The organism is Paenibacillus solanacearum, assembly GCF_910593845.1.
In the GTDB taxonomy this organism is placed as follows: Bacteria; Bacillota; Bacilli; order Paenibacillales; family NBRC-103111; genus Paenibacillus_G; species Paenibacillus_G solanacearum.
In genome coordinates this window covers 135,174-153,947 of record NZ_CAJVAS010000015.1, presented here as the reverse complement: position 1 = coordinate 153,947, position 18,774 = coordinate 135,174, and the positions used below count along the sequence as shown (strand labels likewise).

Here is an 18,774-nt window from a genome sequence, read left to right as displayed (position 1 = left end):
TTAAAGACGCTCTTGTAATCTGCATGCACATGAAAGACGAACATCGGAAAGCCGTATGAGGGAAAACCTCACGTACGGTTTGATGAGGAGGGGCTGAAAGTTTCAGCCCTTCACTCTAGCAGTCCCCGTCCCTATTCCCTTCGAAAAATTAGGTAGGGGACATCACGTTGATTCATCCTTGGAACCAACTACTAGTATGCACGACTTGAAGCACTGACGGCTCGAAAGAGCAACCTAAAGCTACAAAGATAACTTTAGATTGAGCGATCCCATCCAATAAAATAGAGAATTTGGGTTTTTGATCGCCGCAAGTGTTACGGCAACTTACCTCAGGTATCTACTCTCTGGAATGTGGTCTTTCTATAATTGGTTTTCAAAGAACAGTAATGTGCACACATAGCAACAAGGAATCCTCATGGAATTTATACGGAGGTACGGAAGAATTACTGAGTTTGTAAAATGTCCCAAATCCGCACCAAGTCTCCAGAAATATTCCCCCGGTATAAAACGTACCTCTTCGCGACCCTGGGCCAAAAACAGCGCCGCTCAAGCACTGGGCGGGGTAATTTCCCGATACTACCGGAGAATTTTTTTTGTGATTCATACCAATCGCTCTCTCGAATTTGTTTACGACTCGCATCGAATGTTATTTACTATCGCTGCCCGGGCAATTTCGTAAGCGGAAGGGAGGGCAGGCGAGTAGACAATGAACACCTTCGAGAATAGGCACTCCGAGCCCCAATTTGGGCAGGCAAGGAGTGAAGCGCCAGAAGGACCAACACGAACAACTGCTAACTCTTACAGTCAGGAACGCAATGGTCGCTGGCGTAGTATCAAAGTAGATCATCGGTCGAGCATCTTCATTTGAAGCTAGGTGGCTATCTACCAAAGCTCAGTCCGAGCAAATTTCAATCGATTATAGGAACGGGGGGGATCTTCCAGAATTTCCCCCTTAATCGGAGCACCTACGGATTCGTATATGGAGATTAGGAAAATATAAACACCATGGGAGGCAGTAAAATGGCAGGATCAGTACGAAAAGACGGTTCAAAGTGGTACTACGTACTTGAACTGGGGGTTGACGAGAACGGGAAGCGTAAGCAAAAAAAGCAGAGAGGTTTTAAAACAAAGAAAGAAGCACAGGAAGCACTCACGAAGGCTGAAAGCGAGGTGCTGAACGGTACTTATGTGGAGCCATCCAAGTTGCTGCTCGGTGACTACCTGAATAGCTGGCTTGAAACTAAAAAGCATTCCGTCAAGGAGCAGACATGGCTCAGCTATAATTATGCTGCAAAGAAGGTTATCCCGAAATTAGGGAGACTACAATTGCGGCAGGTTACGTCCCCGGCAGTACAGAAGTTTCTGAACGAAATGCGTGAGTTGAACTTATCCGATTCATATATGCGGAAGTTGTACGCTCTCCTCTACAGTTCATTAGCAAGTGCAGTCAAAATGGGTTTGATTGCAAAGAATCCGGCAGAGGTAATCGATCCGCCACGTATTCGAAGGAAAGAGTTGTTCGTTTGGGATACCGACACTGCCTGGGCCTTTCTTGAAGCTGCCAGAGGGGACAGGTCGTACATGGCTTTTCTTCTGGCGCTTACTACAGGGATGAGGCAGGCAGAAATACTAGCGCTTAGGTGGCGAGATATCGATTTGGAAACAGGCTTATTAACTATCCGCCAGACGTTGAGCCATGATGGCAAGAAGTTTTATTCGGAGGCCAAAAATAAGCAAAGCCTACGTTCCCTATACGTGCCTGAGGAGATTCTTCCAGAACTTCTAAAGCAACGACGGCTGGTTGTTGCTGAGAGGTTGGCAGCCGGGAACGAATATATTGATCATGATCTGGTTATATGTACGAGGAAAGGCACCCCAGTGAATCCTAGGAATGTATTGAGGACGATGTATCGAATTATAAAGCAGTCTGGTGTAACAGAGCTTACGTTCCACGGCCAACGCCATACACACGTTACGATGTTGTTGGCCGAAAACGTCAACATCAAAATAATTGCCGAACGTCTCGGTCATTCGACGACTCGTGTAACGTTAGATACCTATGGACATGTTACACCGGGGATGCAGAAGGAGGCTGCTGCCGGGACAAGCCGGGCGATGTTCAAAAACAGGCAGCAACAGACACAGAACGTAGTATGAACATGTGGATAACTCTAAGATTTAGCCCGTTGTGACCAATTCGTGACCAGTTGACCGTCTGGGGAGGGGAAGTACCCCTCACAGGCGGTTTTAATTTTATAGGAAAAAGCAAAAAAACCTTGATTTCTCAAGGTTATCGATGTCATATAGATGGTCGAGACGACAGGATTTGAACCTGCGACCTCTTGGTCCCGAACCAAGCGCTCTACCAAGCTGAGCCACGTCTCGATCTTCGTTTAGGACGAAGCATTTTTATAGTATCATAGGGGAATTTAGATGTAAAGAGCTTATCCAGCCCCATTTGCTTATCCAACCGCATGCCCAAACGCACGCGGTTAACCGCAAATAATATATCGCTTAATAAACGACCGTAGGACGCGGCGACCACGCGAAGGCGTTCGTCAGGATTTCCCTCTAAGCTTTCGGAAAAACGAAGTCAGCATCATGCCGCATTCCTCCTGCAGCACGCCGCTGATTACCTCCACGCGATGATTAAACCGCTCCTCTTGCAGCAAGTTCATCAGCGTTCCCGCGCAGCCCGCCTTCGGATCCGGGGTACCGAAGATGACGGTAGGAATGCGGGCCTGCACAATCGCTCCCGCACACATCGGACAGGGCTCCAGTGTGACATAAAGCCGGCAGTCGAGCAGCCGCCACGCGTCCAAATACTCGCTGGCCTGCTTGATGGCAATCAATTCGGCGTGAGCGAGCGGGTCGCGGGCCGTTTCCCGTACATTATGGCCCCGGCCGATAATTTCATTGCCGTGGACAATGACCGCGCCAATCGGAACTTCGCGGATCGCCTCGGCTTTACCGGCTTCTTCGATCGCCGCCCGCATATAAAATTCATGAGTGTATTCCAGAGAAGACAATCCATGCACCTCATTCAAACTTGTGTACCGTGCCAACGAAATATAAACGAACAAGCATTCGTTGTTAACAGCTGTGGATAAAAATGTGGATAACTTATCGGTTTCCACATCTCATTGTAGAAAAAACGGGGATAAAGCGCAACTTTTCATTATGCACAGCCGATTGTCCACAGTATTGTTGAAAATGTGAATACGCTATTTTTTGGCCCAAATCGCTGCTTTCGCAGCAAGCGCAATGGATCGGCTAACATATTATGGGATGGACGGCCAACCGGCGAAGGGGAACGAAACGGACACCCTTCTGACATAGGAAAAAACCGGGAACCATTATTTGTATGGGATGGCAAGGTGACATGGGGCTTGTTTTTGTAGTATAATCTTAAGTTAGGAATTTACCTAGACATAACATTAAGGAGTTGTCCTTGGAATGGCATTGAAAGCTGGGATCGTCGGGCTTCCGAACGTCGGCAAGTCTACGTTGTTTAACGCTATTACGCAGGCGGGAGCGGAGTCGGCGAACTACCCATTCTGTACTATAGATCCGAACGTCGGTGTGGTGGAGGTGCCGGATGAGCGCCTGGACCGTTTGGCGGAGATCGTGACACCGAATCGCATTGTGCCGACGGCATTCGAATTTGTCGATATTGCCGGACTCGTGAAGGGTGCGAGCAAGGGCGAAGGCCTCGGCAACAAATTTTTGGCACATATCCGCGAAGTGGATGCGATCGTGCACGTCGTTCGCTGCTTCCAGGATGAGAACATTACGCACGTCTCGGGTACGGTCGATCCGATCAGCGATATCGAAACGATCAATCTTGAGCTGATTTTGGCCGATGTGGATTCGGTAGATAAGCGAATTGACCGTTCCCGCAAAAATATGAAGGGCGGCGATAAAAAGTACGCCCAGGAAGTAGAGTGCCTTGAACGGGTCAAAGAGGCGCTTTATAACGATAAGCCGGCGCGCAGCGTCGATCTTAGCGACGAGGAAAAGATGCTCATTCGCGACCTGCACCTGCTGACGATGAAGCCGGTGTTATATGCGGCCAACGTCAGCGAGGCGGAAGTGGCGAGTGCCGAAGGCAATCCGTTCGTGCAGCGAGTGCGCGAATACGCGGCGCAGGAAGGAGCGGAAGTGGTGCCGATCAGTGCGAAGGTGGAGTCGGAGATTGCGGAGCTGGAGGGCGAGGACAAGCAAATGTTCCTCGAGGAGCTCGGCTTGCAGGAATCGGGCTTGAACCGTCTGATCAAGGGGGCGTATAAGCTGCTCGGATTGTATACGTACTTCACGGCTGGCGTGCAGGAAGTTCGCGCGTGGACGATCCGCAAAGGGATGAAGGCGCCGCAAGCGGCCGGTGTCATCCATACGGACTTCGAACGCGGCTTCATTCGCGCGGAAGTGGTCGGGTACGAAGATTTGTCCAGCACGGGATCGATGAATGCGGCCAAGGAAAAAGGGCTGCTTCGTCTGGAAGGTAAAGAGTATGTCGTTCAAGACGGCGACGTCATGCATTTCCGTTTCAACGTTTAGCCGCTAAGCTTACGATCCGCAGGAAGTTGTTACGGTCGGCGGCTTGGGGCAGGGGCCCGGTTGAAACGGAAACACCGCCACTCGGACGACGATGAGGAATAAGCTGCAGGGAAAACGACGAAAATGGAAGAAAGAAGAGGTGTATGACGATGCTGGATCGACTTCAAGCGCTGGCGGACCGCTACGATAAACTGAGCGAGCTGCTGTGCGATCCGGATGTAGCCGGTGATTCGAAAAAACTGCGGGAGTATTCCAAGGAGCAATCCGATCTGCAGGAAACGTACGAGGCTTACACGGAATATAAAAGCGTAGTGGAGCAGTATGAAGCGGCGCGGGCTATGCAAAACGAAAAGCTCGACGACGAAATGAAGGAGCTCGTCAAGATGGAGCTTGACGAGCTGACGGAACGGAAAGCGCAGCTCGAAGAGCGCATCAAAGTGCTGATGATGCCGAAAGACCCGAACGACGACAAGAACGTAATCGTGGAAATACGCGGCGCGGCCGGAGGGGATGAGGCGGCGCTGTTCGCGGCCGATTTGTACCGGATGTACACGAGGTTTGCCGATTCGCAGGGCTGGCGCACCGAGGTGCTCGATGTGAACATGAACGATCTCGGAGGCTTCAAGGAAATCATCTTCATGGTGAACGGCAAAGGCGCCTACAGCAAGCTGAAATTCGAGAGCGGGGCGCACCGCGTGCAGCGCATCCCGACGACCGAATCCGGCGGGCGGATTCATACGTCGACATCGACCGTCGGCGTCATGCCGGAGATGGAAGACTTCGATATTGAAATCCACGACGCGGACATTCGCGTCGATACGTTCTGCTCGAGCGGTGCGGGCGGTCAGTCGGTCAACACGACGAAATCGGCGGTGCGCGTGACGCACATTCCGACGGGGATCGTGGCGACATGTCAGGACGGCAAATCGCAAAACTCCAACAAAGAGAAGGCGCTGCAAGTGCTGCGCGCACGGATCTTTGACAAGATGCAGCAGGAAGAGATGGAGAAGTACGGGGCGGAGCGGAAAAGCAAAGTCGGGACGGGCGACCGTTCGGAGCGCATCCGGACCTACAACTTCCCGCAAAGCCGTGTGACCGATCATCGGATCGGCTTGACGCTGCACCGGCTCGATGCGGTGTTGAACGGCGATATGGACGAGATCATCTCGGCGCTGACGATCGCTGCGCAAACCGAGCAGATGGATAAAGGAGAATACGCCGGTGTCTGATACGCGGCGGTTAACGATACGTGAAGCCTATGCGGAGGCTTCTTCTTTTTTGCGGCAGCGCGGGGTGCGGGAGCCGGAAGCAAACGCGCAGCGGCTGCTCGAGCATCTGCTCGGCGAAAGCCGCAGCGGCCTGCTGATCCGCTGGGCAGAGCCGTTCCCGCAGGAGCGGGAGGCTGACTGGCAGCAGTTGCTTGCGCGCAAGGCGAGCGGCGAGCCGGTGCAATATATGATCGGGGAGCAGGAGTTTTATGGGCTCCCCTTTGCCGTTACGCCGGCGGTGCTCATTCCGCGGCCGGAGACGGAGTTGCTGGTCGAGGCGGTGGTCACGCTCGGCCGGCAGCTGTGGGACCCCGCGGCGGCGCGACAGGACGCGAGTCCCGCTGTGTGCGACGTCGGCACCGGCAGCGGTGCGATTGCCGTGAGCTTCGCCGCACAGTGCCCGGCTTGGCGCGTGCTCGCTTCCGATATTTCGCGCGACGCGCTGGAAGTCGCCGAGGCGAATGCGGCGCGCAACGGGATGGGCGGGCGAATCGCCTTCTATGAAGGCGATTTGCTCGTCCCGTACATCGAGCGCGGCATCCGGCTCGATGCGGTGGTGTCCAATCCGCCGTATATCCCGGAGGCGGATGAAGCGGGGCTGCAGCCGGAGGTGCGGCTGTATGAGCCGCGGACGGCGCTGTATGGGGGCGCGGACGGCCTCGTGCTGTACCGGAGGCTTGCGTCGCAGCTGGCGGAGCTGCCCGCCGTGCCGGCGCTTGTCGGCTTCGAGGTCGGCCAAGGGCAAGCCGCTGAGGTCAAGCGTCTGCTGGAGCAGGCGGCGGACTGGGACGATGTCCGGATTATTCCTGATTTGGGGGGCATCGAGCGGCATGTAGTCGCCTATCGGAAGCCGTCTCTAGCATAAATTATTCATAGATTGCTAGACTTGCACGTATAAACTCTCTCAATTCGGACATACTGACAACTAGAGTTGCAAGAGTTCGAGAGGGGCTGCGGATGATGGTCAAACGGTTCGGTTGGAAACGGTATGCTTATATCGCTTTTGCTCTGATGGTTATGATGACGTGCTGGGAGTCGAATCGCTCGAACGCCATGCTGTACGCATCGGCCGGACAGGCGGAGACGGCAAGCGATATCATTCCGCAGGAGTCGATCCGTTTGCGCATTTTGGCCAATTCCGACGCACCGTCGGATCAATGGGTGAAGCGGGAAGTCAGGGATGCGATCATCGAGCAGATGAACGGCTGGGTAACGGAGCCGCAAGGCATCGAAGCGGCGCGTGCCGTCGTGCGCGAGCACTTGCCGGAGCTGAACAAGCTGGTTGGCGAGACGCTGCACGCGAATGGATTCGCCTACGAATACAAAGTGGAGCTGGGCGTCGTTCCGTTTCCGACGAAAATGTACGGCAATCAAGTGTATCCGGCCGGCGACTATGAGGCGCTGCGCGTCTCGATCGGTGCGGCAGAAGGGCAGAACTGGTGGTGCGTGCTGTTTCCTCCGCTCTGCTTCGTCGACTCGGAGATGATAGTCAAGAAAAATACGGCGCATGCTGCAGCTGCGGATGAGGCCGATACGAATAAAGCAAGTCAAGACGCGAAAGCGGGCAAGTCCGCAAAAAACGCCGGCGGCAACGCGGCGGATGCAGTGAAATCGGCGAACAACGGCAAAACGGTTCAGGAAGCGGGTGCTTCCAAGGGGAGTGCAGGCAAAGACGGCAAGACGGCGGGACAGGCCGAAGAGCAGCAGCTGGCCGCTGCACCGGCCACACCGAAGCCGGAAATCCGCTTCTTCCTGTGGGATTTGCTGAAGAAAGTCGGTTCCCTGTTTGCGTGAGTTGCGCGAAGAACGAAAAGGGTGGATTGGAATGACAAAGGTATGGAAGGTCGATATGTCGGCGGCCGGCGGCGCCGACGCATTGGCGGAAGCGGCAGCGCAGCTTCGAAAGGGGCAGGTCGTCGCGTTCCCGACGGAAACGGTATACGGCCTGGGGGCCGATGCGACCAATACGGAGGCGGTAGCGGCGATCTTCGCGGCCAAGGGCAGGCCGTCCGACAATCCGCTGATCGTGCATATCGCCGAGAGGTCTCAACTGGCCGGGCTGACCGCCCCGCCGGATGAGGCCGTTTCGCGTTTGCTGGACCGGTTCTGGCCGGGGCCGCTTACGGTGGTGCTGCCGGCGCGGCCCGGTGTGCTGTCTCCGCTGACCACCGCGGGCCTGTCGACCGTCGGCATTCGCATGCCCGACCATCCGGTTGCGCTGCAACTGATCGCTGCCAGCGGCTGCCCGATCGCTGCCCCCAGCGCGAACCGCTCGGGGCGGCCAAGCCCGACGCACGCGGCGCATGTGCTGGAGGATCTCGACGGCCGCATCGCCGGCGTCGTGGACGGCGGGCCGACGGGTGTCGGGCTCGAATCGACCGTCGTCGAGTTCGGCCCGGACGGGGCCCTCCACATCCTGCGGCCCGGCGGCATTACCGCAGCGCAGCTTCGCGACGCGCTGCCGGACGTAACCGTGCTCGAGCCTACGGCGGCCGAGCACGAGCAGGAGCCCGAGGCGCCGCGCGCGCCCGGAATGAAATACGCGCACTACGCGCCGCGGGGCGCGATGGTGCTCGTTCAGGGCAGCGCCCCTGAACCGGTGCTCGCTCGTATGCAGCGCGAGCTCGACGAAGCCCGCTCGCGCGGGGAGCGCACCGGCGTCCTCACGTACCGTGAACATGCCGGTCGCCTCTGCGCGGATCACGAAGTCGTCTGCGGCACGCTCGCCGACCTCGATACGGTCGCGCACGAGCTATACGCCGCGCTGCGCGCCTTCGACGAAGCGGGCGTCAGCTTCATCGCCGCCGAGGCGTGTCCCGAGCAGGGGATCGGCGCGGCTGTCATGAACCGGCTGCGCAAAGCCGCCGGCGGACGCATCGTTCGCGTATAGTCGTTCAGCCCGGGAGCCAAGCATGTTTTGCCCCTTGTCCGCATATGTTGGTTAAGAACAGGACAGGGGGTAGGAAAGTAGCATGGATTGGACATCGCCGCTCGTGTGGGGGCAACTGTTGACCATTTGGCTCATGGCCGCCGCCCTTGGTCTGGATGCGCTGTCGCTGGGGCTTGGCATCGGCATGAGGGGCGTGCGGAAGCTCGATGTGCTGAAGATTAGCGCCGTGATCGCTCTTTTCCATATGGTTCTGCCGCTTGGCGGCATGGTGATGGGCGGCTACATCAGCGCGCTGCTCGGACAAGTTGCGACGGTGTGCGGAGGCGTTCTGCTCGTCCTGCTCGGCGCTCATATGCTGTACAGCTCGCTTCGCTCGGACGAGCTCCGTTCCGTCGATCACCGCAGCTTTTGGGGACTCATGCTGTTTTCGTTCAGCGTCAGCGTCGATTCGTTCTCGGTCGGTCTGTCGCTAGGGATGTTCGCCGGAGACACGGTGTTGACCGTGCTGATGTTCGGAGCGATGGGCGGTCTCATGTCCGTGATCGGATTGATGCTCGGCCGCCGCGTCGGGCAATGGATCGGAGAATATGGCGAAGCGCTCGGCGGCGTCATTTTACTGGCTTTCGGCATTAAATTTTTATTTTGAACCGTCCCCGGACTTGCCCATAAATCGGCCATTTTAGGGTAAAATAAGAAGAGCGCGGCCATGGCGAGACTGTCCGACAAAAGGACGTGCCATGCGCGGCAAAGTATTGCCGCTAGACAAGTGCTTCCCTAATGCAGAAGGGCAGCCGTTGCCATCGTCTACGGGGAAGCCGGAAGCAATCCGCAGGAAGGTGGGAGAAACCGATGAACCGGATCTTGTTCATATGTACCGGGAATACTTGCCGAAGCCCGATGGCGGAAGGCATATTGCGAAAGCTGATGGCGGAACGGAATTTGACCGGGTATGAGGTGCGTTCTGCAGGAGTGGCGGCTTATGACGGAACGCCAACGTCCGATCATGCGGCTTCCGTACTGAAGGAACGCGGGGCCGAGGGGCCGCCGCATTCGACGTTTTTGTCCCAGCCGCTGATCGATTGGTCGGATCTCGTGTTGACCATGACTTCTTCGCACAAGAGGCATGCGATTCAGCTGTATCCCGCAGCCGTAGATAAAATCTACACGCTGAAAGAATATGTGCAGGACGACCCGGCCGAAACAGCCAAGCTGGCCGAACTGGAAAGCTTCGTCAGCGAACTGCAGTTGAAGCAAGCGCTGGCGCAGCCGATCACGGACGCGGAGCAGGCCAGGCTGCGGACGCTGGGGGCGGAGCTCCCGTCGCCGGATATTGCCGATCCGTTCGGGGGACCGCTGCATGCCTACCGCCGGTGTGCGGAGGAAATCGAAGCTTGTCTGATCAAGCTGGTAACCAAACTCCAAGCATCTGAATGACGTTCGCTGGGTAAGCGTTCATTATGGAAAGACAGGCTTTACAGCGAACGCCGAATCGGCTATGATAAGCGTATGACAATTCAGGGTTCCGATGTAACTGGCGACGAGTGGAAACAACCACAGTGGAGCATCGGAACATACGGCCGGTCGCCTGGGCAAAGAGCATTCGCAAGCGGATTTCCGCATGTGGCATGCTCTTTTTTCGTTGTTGCCCTACAATGCGCGATTTCGGTTATAATGAAAATGGTATGGATCGTCAACGGCCATTGTCACTAGAGCCGCAGTTGCATAGGGATGGGATCAACGCAACCGCCGCACATGTCGGTGTGCCGTTGCATATAGCTGGGAGGCGAAAACAATATGAAAATTGCTATGGGTGCGGATCATGCGGGCTACCGTTTAAAGGATGTGCTCAAGCCGTTCATCGAATCGCTTGGGCATGAAGTGCAGGATTACGGCGCGAACGGTGCCGATTCGGTTGATTATCCCGATTACGCGTCGATCGTCTGCGAGAAAGTGACGTCCGGCGAAGTCGACAAAGGGATTTTGATTTGCGGAACGGGCATCGGCATGACGATTGCCGCCAACAAAGTGCCGGGCATTCGCTGCGCGCTGGTTCACGATTTGTTTTCGGCGAAAGCGACCCGCGAGCATAACGACTCCAACGTGCTGTCGCTTGGCGAGCGCGTCATCGGCCCCGGCGTGGCGGAGGAGATCGTCAAAATTTGGCTCGAGACCGACTTTTCGAACGGCGAGCGCCACAAAAACCGCGTAGGGAAAGTGAAGGCGCTGGAAGACAAGTATGCGGCCCAACCGTAACAGGACTCGCACAAGGAGCGGCGCATTATGACGGACATTCGCACGCAAGTAGAGCAGATCGTTCGCGAGCTGGCGGAGGCCGGGCGCCTGGAGCCGGGCCAGCTGCTCGTCGTCGGGACAAGCACCAGCGAGGTGCTCGGTCAGCACATCGGCACGTCGGGCAGTCAGACGGTGGCGCAGCATATTTTCGACGCGGTGGAAGCTGTTCGCGCGGAATTCGGGTTTTACCCCGTGTATCAATGCTGCGAGCATTTGAATCGGGCGCTCGTGATGGAGCGTGAAGCGATGGAACGGTACGGCCTGGAGCAGGTCAGCGTCGTTCCGGTGCCGAAGGCCGGCGGATCGATGGCCGCCTACGCCTACAGGCAGTGGAGCCGGGCGGTTGTCGTGGAGACGGTGCAGGCGCATGCCGGCATCGACATCGGCGGCACGTTGATCGGCATGCATCTGAAGCGGGTGGCGGTTCCGTTCCGTCCCCGGATTCGGATGATCGGACAGGCGCCCGTCGCCGCGGCCTTCACCCGGCCGAAGCTGATCGGCGGGGCAAGAGCTGTGTATGAGCAGCAAGCTCCCGCATCCGGTGGCGCTTGCGATTAACACATAGAATATTCATTATGGGGAGGAACAAAAACATCATGGAACATTTACGCAACCAAGATCCGAAAATCGTCGAGGCAATGAACCTCGAGCTGGGACGTCAGCGCGACAAAATCGAGCTGATCGCCTCTGAAAACTTCGTCAGCCAAGCGGTGCTTCAAGCGATGGGCACAGTGCTGACCAACAAATATGCGGAAGGCTATCCGAGCAAGCGCTACTACGGCGGCTGCGAATATGTCGACATCGTGGAAGACATCGCCCGCGACCGCGCGAAGCAGTTGTTTGGCGCCGAGCATGCGAACGTACAGCCGCACTCCGGCGCGCAGGCGAACATGGCTGTGTACCTTGCAGCGCTGAAGCCGGGAGATACGGTGCTCGGCATGAACCTGGCGCACGGCGGCCATTTGACGCACGGCAGCCCGGTAAATGCATCCGGCATTTTGTACAACTTCGTGGCTTACGGCGTCAGCGAGAAAGATTCCCGCATCGACTACGACGACGTTCGCAAAGCGGCGTTCAAGCATAAGCCTCGTCTGATCGTAGCCGGTGCCAGCGCGTACCCGCGGATTATCGACTTCGAAGCGCTCGCGCAAATCGCAAACGACGTAGGCGCGCTGTTCATGGTCGATATGGCGCATATCGCCGGTCTGGTTGCGGCAGGCCTGCATCCGAATCCGGTGCCGCACGCGCACTTCGTTACGACGACGACGCACAAGACGCTTCGCGGTCCGCGCGGCGGGATGATTTTGTGCCGCAAGCCGTGGGCTGCCGCGATTGACAAAGCGGTATTCCCGGGCTCCCAAGGCGGTCCGCTGATGCACATCATCGCGGCCAAAGCCGTATCGTTCGGCGAAGCGCTCCAACCGGACTTCAAGACGTACGCGCAGAACGTCGTGAACAACGCGAAGGCGCTTGAAGAGGGACTGAAGGCGGAAGGCGTCGATCTGGTTTCCGGCGGTACGGACAACCATTTGATTCTGATCGATCTTCGCAGCTTGAACATTACAGGAAAAGACGCCGAGCATTTGCTCGACGAAGTCGGCGTGACCGTCAACAAGAACGCCATCCCGTTCGACCCGACGAGCCCGTTCGTAACGAGCGGCATTCGGATCGGCACGCCGGCCGCAACGTCCCGCGGCATGGATCAGGAAGCGATGAAGACGATCGCGAAGATCATCGCGCTGACGCTCAAAAATCCGTCCGATGCGGCTGTACACGAGAAAGCTCGCGGCATGGTCAAAGACTTGACAAGCCAATACCCGCTGTACCCGGGATTGTCGTATTAATTTGGAAGAAAGCCGGTCCTTCTATTGCGGAGGCCGGCTTTCGGTGCTATGATGGGTGAAAAGCAAATGCACACGATGATGAAGAAGAGTAGGCGTTGCGAAGACGGCAGAGAGCTGATGGACGGTGCGAATCAGTGTCGGGACAACGTGCGAATGGGCTTCGGAGTGCCAATCCGAACAGGAACCTCAAGCTTGGCTTGTGTTCAGTAGGAGAGGCGGAGCGTCTCACCGATACAAGAGACAGGGTATCGTCAGCGTCATCCGCAAGGAGGCTCTTACCGTACCTGTGAAAGTTGCCTGCGGTGTAGGTATGTTTTGCTGCCCGTACCGTTAGGCGAATAAAGGTGGCACCGCGAATCCAAACTTCGTCCTTTACCGGGACGAGGTTTTTTTGCGTTCACATGGGGAGTCGGCCTGGCCCGCAAAGGGGGCGCGCGACGCTCGTCTAAGCCTTATGCGGCTGCTAGGCGCGCTTCAGACGTCTAGCGGAGGCTTGCAAACCCCCAGTGCTTGCAACGAGCATAAACAGCGAGGATGGACGCGCTGACCCGGAGAGAGCGGGCTAGTGGACATATGCACCTGTAGATCGCAATAGGCTGGGCGGAACATGAGGTATTGAAGGGGGTGATGGCCATGGAGGATGGCTGGTGGTGGCGATTTATGGTTCGTATAGCGCGATCGATCAATTTATATTTCGGAGGGATTAGCGATGTCCAAACAAGAACGCGTGCTGACCGGCGACCGGATTACCGGGAAACTTCACCTGGGCCATTACGTCGGAAGCCTGAAAAACCGCCTGCTGCTGCAGGAGCAGTATGAGACATATATATTGCTCGCCGACGTCCAGGCGCTAACGACGCATTTTGAGAACCCCAAGATTATAAGCGACAACCTGCGCAACGTAGCGCTCGATTATTTGTCCGTTGGGCTGCATCCGGAGAAGTCGACGATGTTCGTACAGTCGATGATTCCGGAAATTGCGGAGCTGACCGTATATTATTCGATGTTCGTCACCGTGAACACGCTGCGGCATAATCCGACGATCAAGACCGAGGCGAAGCAGCGAGGCTATAAAGATATGTATTACGGCTTCCTGGGCTATCCCGTGAGCCAGGCGGCCGACATTACGTTCTGCAAGGCGACGTTAGTGCCGGTAGGGGATGACCAGATTCCGCATATCGAGCAAACGAGAAAAATCGTGCGGCGGTTCAACGACCTGTACGCCCCGGTACTGGTGGAGCCGGAAGCGATCGTAGGCGATCGGCTGGAAGGACTGGACGGCGGCAATAAAATGAGCAAGAGCATGGGCAACGCCATCTTCCTCGATTCGAGCCGTGACGAAGTGACCGCGCAGATTAAGCGGGCCAAAACAGATCCGAACCGGATTCACAAGCACGACCCGGGCAACCCGGACATATGTCCGATTTACGATTATCACAGCGCGTTTCGCCCCGAAGGCTGCGACGAAATCCGCCAAAGCTGCAGGGCGGGAACGATCGGCTGCTCAGACTGCAAGGGGCTGGCGATCCGCGCGATAAACGAGCTGCTTGAGCCGATCCGCGAGAGACGCGCCATCTACAGCGGCAGGCCGAAAGACATTGACGAGATCATGATCGAGGGCACCCGCAAGGCGCGCCGCGTGGCCGGAGAAACGATGACCGAAGTACGCGAAGCGATGGGGATCAACTATTTTGCATAAAGCGTGAAGCAAGGGGAGGGGCATCCCCCCCCTTGTATGGTTTGAATCGTAAGGGTCTGCCGATACTTGAAAAGGCAGGCCCTTCATTTTTTGTTGCTTTTATGTTTGTTTACGGCGAAGATATACCTTTTTGAAGTGACCTTTGTGCAAAGCACAACGGAACGAAAAAAGGTATATCGCAGCTCTGTGAAACGTCGCCAAACGCGCAAATTGTTCCACGTGGCACAATTGTGTATATTTTTTGAACAAATCGGGATAAGTTTAAGCAGTTGTGGTATAATAGACAAGATTTGGCGTTATGCGGGGCTCCATGTTCAAAGCGTGCTTGACGGAGCTGATTTGGGCTGCGCTGCGGGCCATTCATAACGCGCGTTACTAGGGGGAGCACGGTATGGGAAAAGTTTTTGTTTGCGACCATCCGCTGATTCAGCACAAGCTGACATTCATTCGGGATGAAAGTACAACCACCAAAGATTTTCGCGAGCTGGTGGATGAAGTAGCCACATTGATGGCGTATGAAATTACAAGAAATATTCCGCTCCAAAAGGTGCAGGTTCGAACGCCCGTTACGACGGCGGAATGCCGCGTCATATCGGGACGCATGCTGGGCTTGATTCCTATTCTGCGCGCAGGGCTCGGCATGGTGGACGGCATTCTCAAGCTGGTGCCGGCGGCCAAAGTCGGACATATCGGTTTGTACCGCGACCCCGACACGCTGGAGCCGGTGGAATATTATGCGAAGCTGCCGACCGATGTGCAGGAGCGGGAGCTGATCGTGATCGATCCGATGCTGGCGACCGGAGGCTCGGCCAACGCGGCAATTACGGCGCTCAAAAACCGCGGATGCACGCAGATCAAGCTGATGTGTCTGATCGCGGCGCCGGAAGGTGTACAAGCCGTGCAGAAGGCCCATCCGGACGTAGATCTGTACGTGGCGGCGATCGACGACTATCTGAACGACCATGGATATATCGTACCGGGGCTTGGAGACGCGGGAGACCGCTTGTTCGGAACGAAATAAGTTAGATCGCAGCAGGAGTACATAGTGTAAAAGCAGGAGTACATAGTGTGAAAGCGGAAAGGGGAAACCGTGTCGCATGAAAAAAATTAAAGTGATTACGATTTTCGGCACCCGCCCGGAGGCGGTCAAGATGGCTCCGCTCGTCAAGGAGCTGGAGAAACATTCGGAGCACATCGATTCGCTTGTTTGCGTTACGGCACAGCACCGCGAGATGCTTGATCAGGTGCTGGAGATTTTCAAGATTAAACCGGATCACGATCTCGATGTCATGCAGGCCGGCCAGACGATCAACGAACTGACGATTCGGGTGCTGCAAGGATTGGACCCGGTACTGAAGGAAGAGCAGCCGGATTTGATTCTGGTGCACGGCGATACGTCCACGACGTTCCTGGCCAGCTATGCGGCATTTTTGAACCAGATTCAAGTCGGCCATGTGGAGGCCGGGCTGCGGACATGGAACAAGCTTTCGCCATATCCGGAGGAAATGAACCGCCAACTGACCGGTGTCCTGTCGGATCTGCATTTTTCACCGACGGATCTGTCCGCAGACAACCTGCGGAAGGAGAATAAGCCGGAGGACCGTATTTTCATTACCGGAAATACGGCGATCGACGTGTTCCAATACACCGTGCAGAAGGAGTTCTCGCATCCGATTCTCGATTGGGCGAAGGGCAAGCGTCTCGTACTGATGACGGCCCACCGCCGGGAGTCGCAGGGCGAGCCGCATCGCCGCGTATTCCGCGCCGTCAGACGTCTGGCCGACGAGTTCGAGGATATCGCAATCGTGTACCCGGTACATATGAGTCCGGCCGTCAAAGGTCCGGCATACGAAATGCTGAGCGGGCATGATCGGATCAAGCTGATCGATCCGGTCGATGTGTTCGAGCTTCACAACTTCTTCCCGCATACGCATCTGATCTTGACGGATTCGGGCGGCTTGCAGGAAGAGGCGCCGACGTTCGGCGTGCCGGTGCTCGTGCTGCGGGATACGACAGAGCGTCCGGAAGGCATTGATGCAGGAACGCTGAAGCTGGTCGGAACCGATGAGGAAGAAATTTTCAAGCAGGCCAGTCTGCTGCTGACCGATCAAACCGCGTACGAAAAAATGAGCCAATCGGCGAATCCTTATGGCGACGGAAAAGCGGCCGAACGCATCGTACAAGCCATCCTTTACCATTTTGGACATGCCGATCAAAGGCCTTCATCTTTTCAACCGTGACAATCTGATGACAAACGATACAGCGTACAGTTGTACTGTTTGGTTTAGGAATCGGAAAAATGTTGATGCAGCAAGGTTTTTGTGATTTTTGTCATAGATCGATTGCCAAGAACCGCGATTGACAAACTTGACTTTACTCCGATAAAATAAACTAGGATTGTTGGTTGACAGCTGGATCATCACGGATTCCACAGCTGCAACACATAAGGAAGGCTTATGAGAAAACAAAAAACCAATGATAACCCGTGGCGTGCCGTAGCTATGCTCGGCGGCGTCGGAGTCGATTTGGGCGTTTGTATGATTGGCGGCTACTGGCTGGGCAGCTGGTTCAGCCGTTCGCAAGGCGGAGAGCCAATCTGGATCGTAGCGGGGATGATGCTGGGGTTCCTAGCGGGAGTCGCAAGTATAATCCTTATCATTAAAAGCTACATGAAGGGAAACAACAATGGATGAACTTTCAATCCGGCTGAAAACGGTTCAACGCGTCGTCATCTTTTTCTTATCCTTCTGTTTTTTGGCCTGGGCCGTCATTCCTGGATACCGTCCGCTATTTGCAGGGTGGATTATCGGGACCGCGGTAAGTATGTTGAATGCGCGCTATTTGGCGTGGAAGATTCGCACTTTGTCAGACGCGGCGCTGGAAGGAAAAAGACGCAGGGGCGGACTTGGCTTTGGCACGAGGGTGGCAATCGCTGTTCTCGCGATATGGGCTGTCTACAAATTCCCTGAGCACGTTTCCATTTGGACCACGGTGACAGGATTAATTTTCGTACAGTTGGCAACACTCCTACTGGGTATTATTTCATTGAAAAAATAATTCCATCATGCTTAGGAAAGGGGTGAAACTACTAAAATGCATGAATTGCCAATAGTAAATTGGTTGGGCATCGACTGGGATCTCTCGAGCGTGATCACGATTTTAGTGACTTGTGCGGTCGTGTTGATTATCGCTATTGCAGGAACCCGGAAGCTGTCGGTTGACAATCCGGGGAAAATGCAAAACTTTCTGGAATGGCTCGTCGAGTTCGTTCACAATATCATTGCCGGCACGATGGATATGAAGAAGGGCAAAGCATTTCTTATGCTCGGCATCACGCTGATTATGTTTATTTTTGTCGGAAACATGCTCGGTCTTCCATTCGTCATCGTGACCGAAGTGCAGCAGCCGGTTTCGTGGCTTGGCATTACGCAAGCTCAAATCGATGAAGCGCACCACGCCGGCAAGCATATCGCCATCAGCTGGTGGAAATCCCCGACGGCCGACTTATCCGTTACAATGGGCCTCGCTTTGATGGTGATTGTAATGACGCATCTCTTGGGATTGACTCGCAATACGAAGCATTACCTGCACCACTATATCGAGCCGTTTGCGGTCATGTTCCCGCTCAACATCGTCAAGGAAATTTCCAAGCTTCTAACGCTCGGAATGCGTCTTTTCGGGAATATTTATGCCGGTGAGGTGCTCATTGCCGTTATCCTGATGGCAGGCGTCGGAGGGATTCTCCCGCTGATCATCTGGCAGGGCTTCAGTGTTTTCGTAGGAGCGATTCAAGCGTTCGTATTCACAACGTTGACGATGGTGTACTTGTCTCAAGCCATTGAACACAAGGAGTAAGATGCGGCGGAGTAGCTCAAGAAGCGTTCCTTCCCGCTTAAGTAAAAATAACAAACCAAATGAACAATTTTAAGGAGGATATTTTACAATGGAATTTCTTGCAGCAGCTATTGCAATCGGTCTGGGTGCGCTTGGCGCAGGTATTGGTAACGGTATGATCGTCAGCAAAACGGTAGACGGCATCGCTCGTCAACCGGAGCAAAAAGGTACGCTTCAAACGGTTATGTTTATCGGTGTAGGTCTCGTCGAGGCGATTCCGATCATCGCGGTTGTATTCGCATTGCTCTTCACCTTCGTATTCGCGAAGTAATTTAGTTAATACGGACCTTTGGCGGGGAAGCCATCAGCCTCCACGCCTTCCTTTTGTCC

At 55.4% G+C, this 18,774-nt stretch carries 19 protein-coding genes, 1 tRNA gene and 1 riboswitch; of the genes, 18 read left to right on the top strand and 2 right to left on the bottom strand.

Annotated elements, in window-relative coordinates; all coding sequences use genetic code 11:
• Window positions 1-1,020: 1,020 nt before the first annotated feature.
• The gene (locus KXG62_RS17745; RefSeq protein WP_218093324.1) at window positions 1,021-2,157 is read left to right on the top strand and encodes a site-specific integrase; all 1,137 of its coding nucleotides are present in this window, start codon (window positions 1,021-1,023) and stop codon (window positions 2,155-2,157) included.
• Window positions 2,158-2,308: 151 nt separating this feature from the next.
• Here KXG62_RS17745 and KXG62_RS17740 read toward each other — a convergent pair.
• Window positions 2,309-2,385 (bottom strand) — tRNA-Pro (locus tag KXG62_RS17740).
• A gap of 173 nt (window positions 2,386-2,558) precedes the next feature.
• A complete protein-coding gene (tadA, locus tag KXG62_RS17735; protein ID WP_281426873.1) occupies window positions 2,559-3,029 on the bottom strand; it encodes a tRNA adenosine(34) deaminase TadA in 471 nt (156 codons plus the stop codon).
• 427 nt (window positions 3,030-3,456) lie between these two features.
• Here tadA and ychF point away from each other — a divergent pair, with 427 nt between their 5' ends.
• From ychF to atpE, 17 genes are all read left to right on the top strand, one after another.
• Window positions 3,457-4,557, top strand: a complete 1,101-nt coding sequence (gene ychF / locus KXG62_RS17730) for a redox-regulated ATPase YchF (RefSeq protein ID WP_218093323.1) — start codon at window positions 3,457-3,459, stop codon at window positions 4,555-4,557.
• 149 nt (window positions 4,558-4,706) lie between these two features.
• A complete protein-coding gene (gene prfA, locus KXG62_RS17725; protein WP_218093322.1) occupies window positions 4,707-5,786 on the top strand; it encodes a peptide chain release factor 1 in 1,080 nt (359 codons plus the stop codon).
• Complete coding sequence (gene prmC / locus KXG62_RS17720) at window positions 5,779-6,690, top strand: peptide chain release factor N(5)-glutamine methyltransferase (protein WP_218093321.1); 912 nt, start codon at window positions 5,779-5,781, stop codon at window positions 6,688-6,690. The genes prfA and prmC overlap by 8 nt, the downstream gene beginning before the upstream one ends.
• 92 nt (window positions 6,691-6,782) lie before the next feature.
• Window positions 6,783-7,619 (top strand): stage II sporulation protein R, encoded by an 837-nt coding sequence (gene spoIIR, locus KXG62_RS17715; protein ID WP_425517352.1) that lies wholly within the window; start codon window positions 6,783-6,785, stop codon window positions 7,617-7,619.
• A 31-nt stretch (window positions 7,620-7,650) separates the two neighbouring features.
• Entirely contained in the window at window positions 7,651-8,715 is a 1,065-nt protein-coding gene (locus KXG62_RS17710) for an L-threonylcarbamoyladenylate synthase (protein ID WP_218093320.1), read from the top strand.
• 82 nt (window positions 8,716-8,797) lie between these two features.
• The gene (locus tag KXG62_RS17705) at window positions 8,798-9,361 is read left to right on the top strand and encodes a manganese efflux pump MntP (RefSeq protein WP_218093319.1); all 564 of its coding nucleotides are present in this window, start codon (window positions 8,798-8,800) and stop codon (window positions 9,359-9,361) included.
• Window positions 9,362-9,564: 203 nt separating this feature from the next.
• On the top strand, window positions 9,565-10,149 hold the full coding sequence (locus KXG62_RS17700) for a low molecular weight protein arginine phosphatase (RefSeq protein WP_218093318.1): 585 nt from the start codon (window positions 9,565-9,567) through the stop codon (window positions 10,147-10,149).
• An 83-nt stretch (window positions 10,150-10,232) separates the two neighbouring features.
• A riboswitch (ZMP/ZTP riboswitch) is annotated at window positions 10,233-10,313 on the top strand.
• A gap of 196 nt (window positions 10,314-10,509) precedes the next feature.
• Entirely contained in the window at window positions 10,510-10,968 is a 459-nt protein-coding gene (rpiB, locus tag KXG62_RS17695; protein WP_218093317.1) for a ribose 5-phosphate isomerase B, read from the top strand.
• Between the two features lie 27 nt (window positions 10,969-10,995).
• Window positions 10,996-11,565, top strand: a complete 570-nt coding sequence (locus tag KXG62_RS17690) for a TIGR01440 family protein (protein ID WP_218093316.1) — start codon at window positions 10,996-10,998, stop codon at window positions 11,563-11,565.
• A gap of 38 nt (window positions 11,566-11,603) precedes the next feature.
• Window positions 11,604-12,851 carry a serine hydroxymethyltransferase gene (glyA, locus tag KXG62_RS17685; RefSeq protein WP_218093315.1) on the top strand — a complete coding sequence of 416 codons (1,248 nt, stop codon included), beginning with the start codon at window positions 11,604-11,606 and terminating at the stop codon, window positions 12,849-12,851.
• A 709-nt stretch (window positions 12,852-13,560) separates the two neighbouring features.
• On the top strand, window positions 13,561-14,550 hold the full coding sequence (trpS, locus tag KXG62_RS17680; protein ID WP_218093314.1) for a tryptophan--tRNA ligase: 990 nt from the start codon (window positions 13,561-13,563) through the stop codon (window positions 14,548-14,550).
• Between the two features lie 391 nt (window positions 14,551-14,941).
• Entirely contained in the window at window positions 14,942-15,571 is a 630-nt protein-coding gene (gene upp / locus KXG62_RS17675; RefSeq protein WP_218093313.1) for a uracil phosphoribosyltransferase, read from the top strand.
• A 76-nt stretch (window positions 15,572-15,647) separates the two neighbouring features.
• On the top strand, window positions 15,648-16,790 hold the full coding sequence (gene wecB, locus KXG62_RS17670; RefSeq protein WP_218093312.1) for a non-hydrolyzing UDP-N-acetylglucosamine 2-epimerase: 1,143 nt from the start codon (window positions 15,648-15,650) through the stop codon (window positions 16,788-16,790).
• A 216-nt stretch (window positions 16,791-17,006) separates the two neighbouring features.
• Window positions 17,007-17,243, top strand: coding sequence for an AtpZ/AtpI family protein (locus tag KXG62_RS17665; protein WP_218093311.1), 237 nt, complete (start codon window positions 17,007-17,009; stop codon window positions 17,241-17,243).
• A complete protein-coding gene (locus tag KXG62_RS17660; protein WP_218093310.1) occupies window positions 17,236-17,607 on the top strand; it encodes an ATP synthase subunit I in 372 nt (123 codons plus the stop codon). Before KXG62_RS17665 ends, KXG62_RS17660 begins: the two co-directional genes overlap by 8 nt.
• 36 nt (window positions 17,608-17,643) lie before the next feature.
• Complete coding sequence (gene atpB / locus KXG62_RS17655) at window positions 17,644-18,405, top strand: F0F1 ATP synthase subunit A (RefSeq protein ID WP_218093309.1); 762 nt, start codon at window positions 17,644-17,646, stop codon at window positions 18,403-18,405.
• Between the two features lie 88 nt (window positions 18,406-18,493).
• A complete protein-coding gene (gene atpE / locus KXG62_RS17650; protein ID WP_218093308.1) occupies window positions 18,494-18,715 on the top strand; it encodes a F0F1 ATP synthase subunit C in 222 nt (73 codons plus the stop codon).
• Window positions 18,716-18,774: the final 59 nt, after the last annotated feature.

Bases quoted from the DNA above. Each gene is read 5' to 3' on its own strand.
- KXG62_RS17745 (WP_218093324.1), top strand. From the start codon at position 1,021: ATGGCAGGATCAGTACGAAAAGACGGTTCAAAGTGGTACTACGTACTT.
- ychF (WP_218093323.1), top strand. From the start codon at position 3,457: ATGGCATTGAAAGCTGGGATCGTCGGGCTTCCGAACGTCGGCAAGTCT.
- prfA (WP_218093322.1), top strand. From the start codon at position 4,707: ATGCTGGATCGACTTCAAGCGCTGGCGGACCGCTACGATAAACTGAGC.
- spoIIR (WP_425517352.1), top strand. From the start codon at position 6,783: ATGATGGTCAAACGGTTCGGTTGGAAACGGTATGCTTATATCGCTTTT.
- KXG62_RS17710 (WP_218093320.1), top strand. From the start codon at position 7,651: ATGACAAAGGTATGGAAGGTCGATATGTCGGCGGCCGGCGGCGCCGAC.
- KXG62_RS17705 (WP_218093319.1), top strand. From the start codon at position 8,798: ATGGATTGGACATCGCCGCTCGTGTGGGGGCAACTGTTGACCATTTGG.
- KXG62_RS17700 (WP_218093318.1), top strand. From the start codon at position 9,565: ATGAACCGGATCTTGTTCATATGTACCGGGAATACTTGCCGAAGCCCG.
- rpiB (WP_218093317.1), top strand. From the start codon at position 10,510: ATGAAAATTGCTATGGGTGCGGATCATGCGGGCTACCGTTTAAAGGAT.
- KXG62_RS17690 (WP_218093316.1), top strand. From the start codon at position 10,996: ATGACGGACATTCGCACGCAAGTAGAGCAGATCGTTCGCGAGCTGGCG.
- glyA (WP_218093315.1), top strand. From the start codon at position 11,604: ATGGAACATTTACGCAACCAAGATCCGAAAATCGTCGAGGCAATGAAC.
- trpS (WP_218093314.1), top strand. From the start codon at position 13,561: ATGTCCAAACAAGAACGCGTGCTGACCGGCGACCGGATTACCGGGAAA.
- upp (WP_218093313.1), top strand. From the start codon at position 14,942: ATGGGAAAAGTTTTTGTTTGCGACCATCCGCTGATTCAGCACAAGCTG.
- wecB (WP_218093312.1), top strand. From the start codon at position 15,648: ATGAAAAAAATTAAAGTGATTACGATTTTCGGCACCCGCCCGGAGGCG.
- KXG62_RS17665 (WP_218093311.1), top strand. From the start codon at position 17,007: ATGAGAAAACAAAAAACCAATGATAACCCGTGGCGTGCCGTAGCTATG.
- KXG62_RS17660 (WP_218093310.1), top strand. From the start codon at position 17,236: ATGGATGAACTTTCAATCCGGCTGAAAACGGTTCAACGCGTCGTCATC.
- atpB (WP_218093309.1), top strand. From the start codon at position 17,644: ATGCATGAATTGCCAATAGTAAATTGGTTGGGCATCGACTGGGATCTC.
- atpE (WP_218093308.1), top strand. From the start codon at position 18,494: ATGGAATTTCTTGCAGCAGCTATTGCAATCGGTCTGGGTGCGCTTGGC.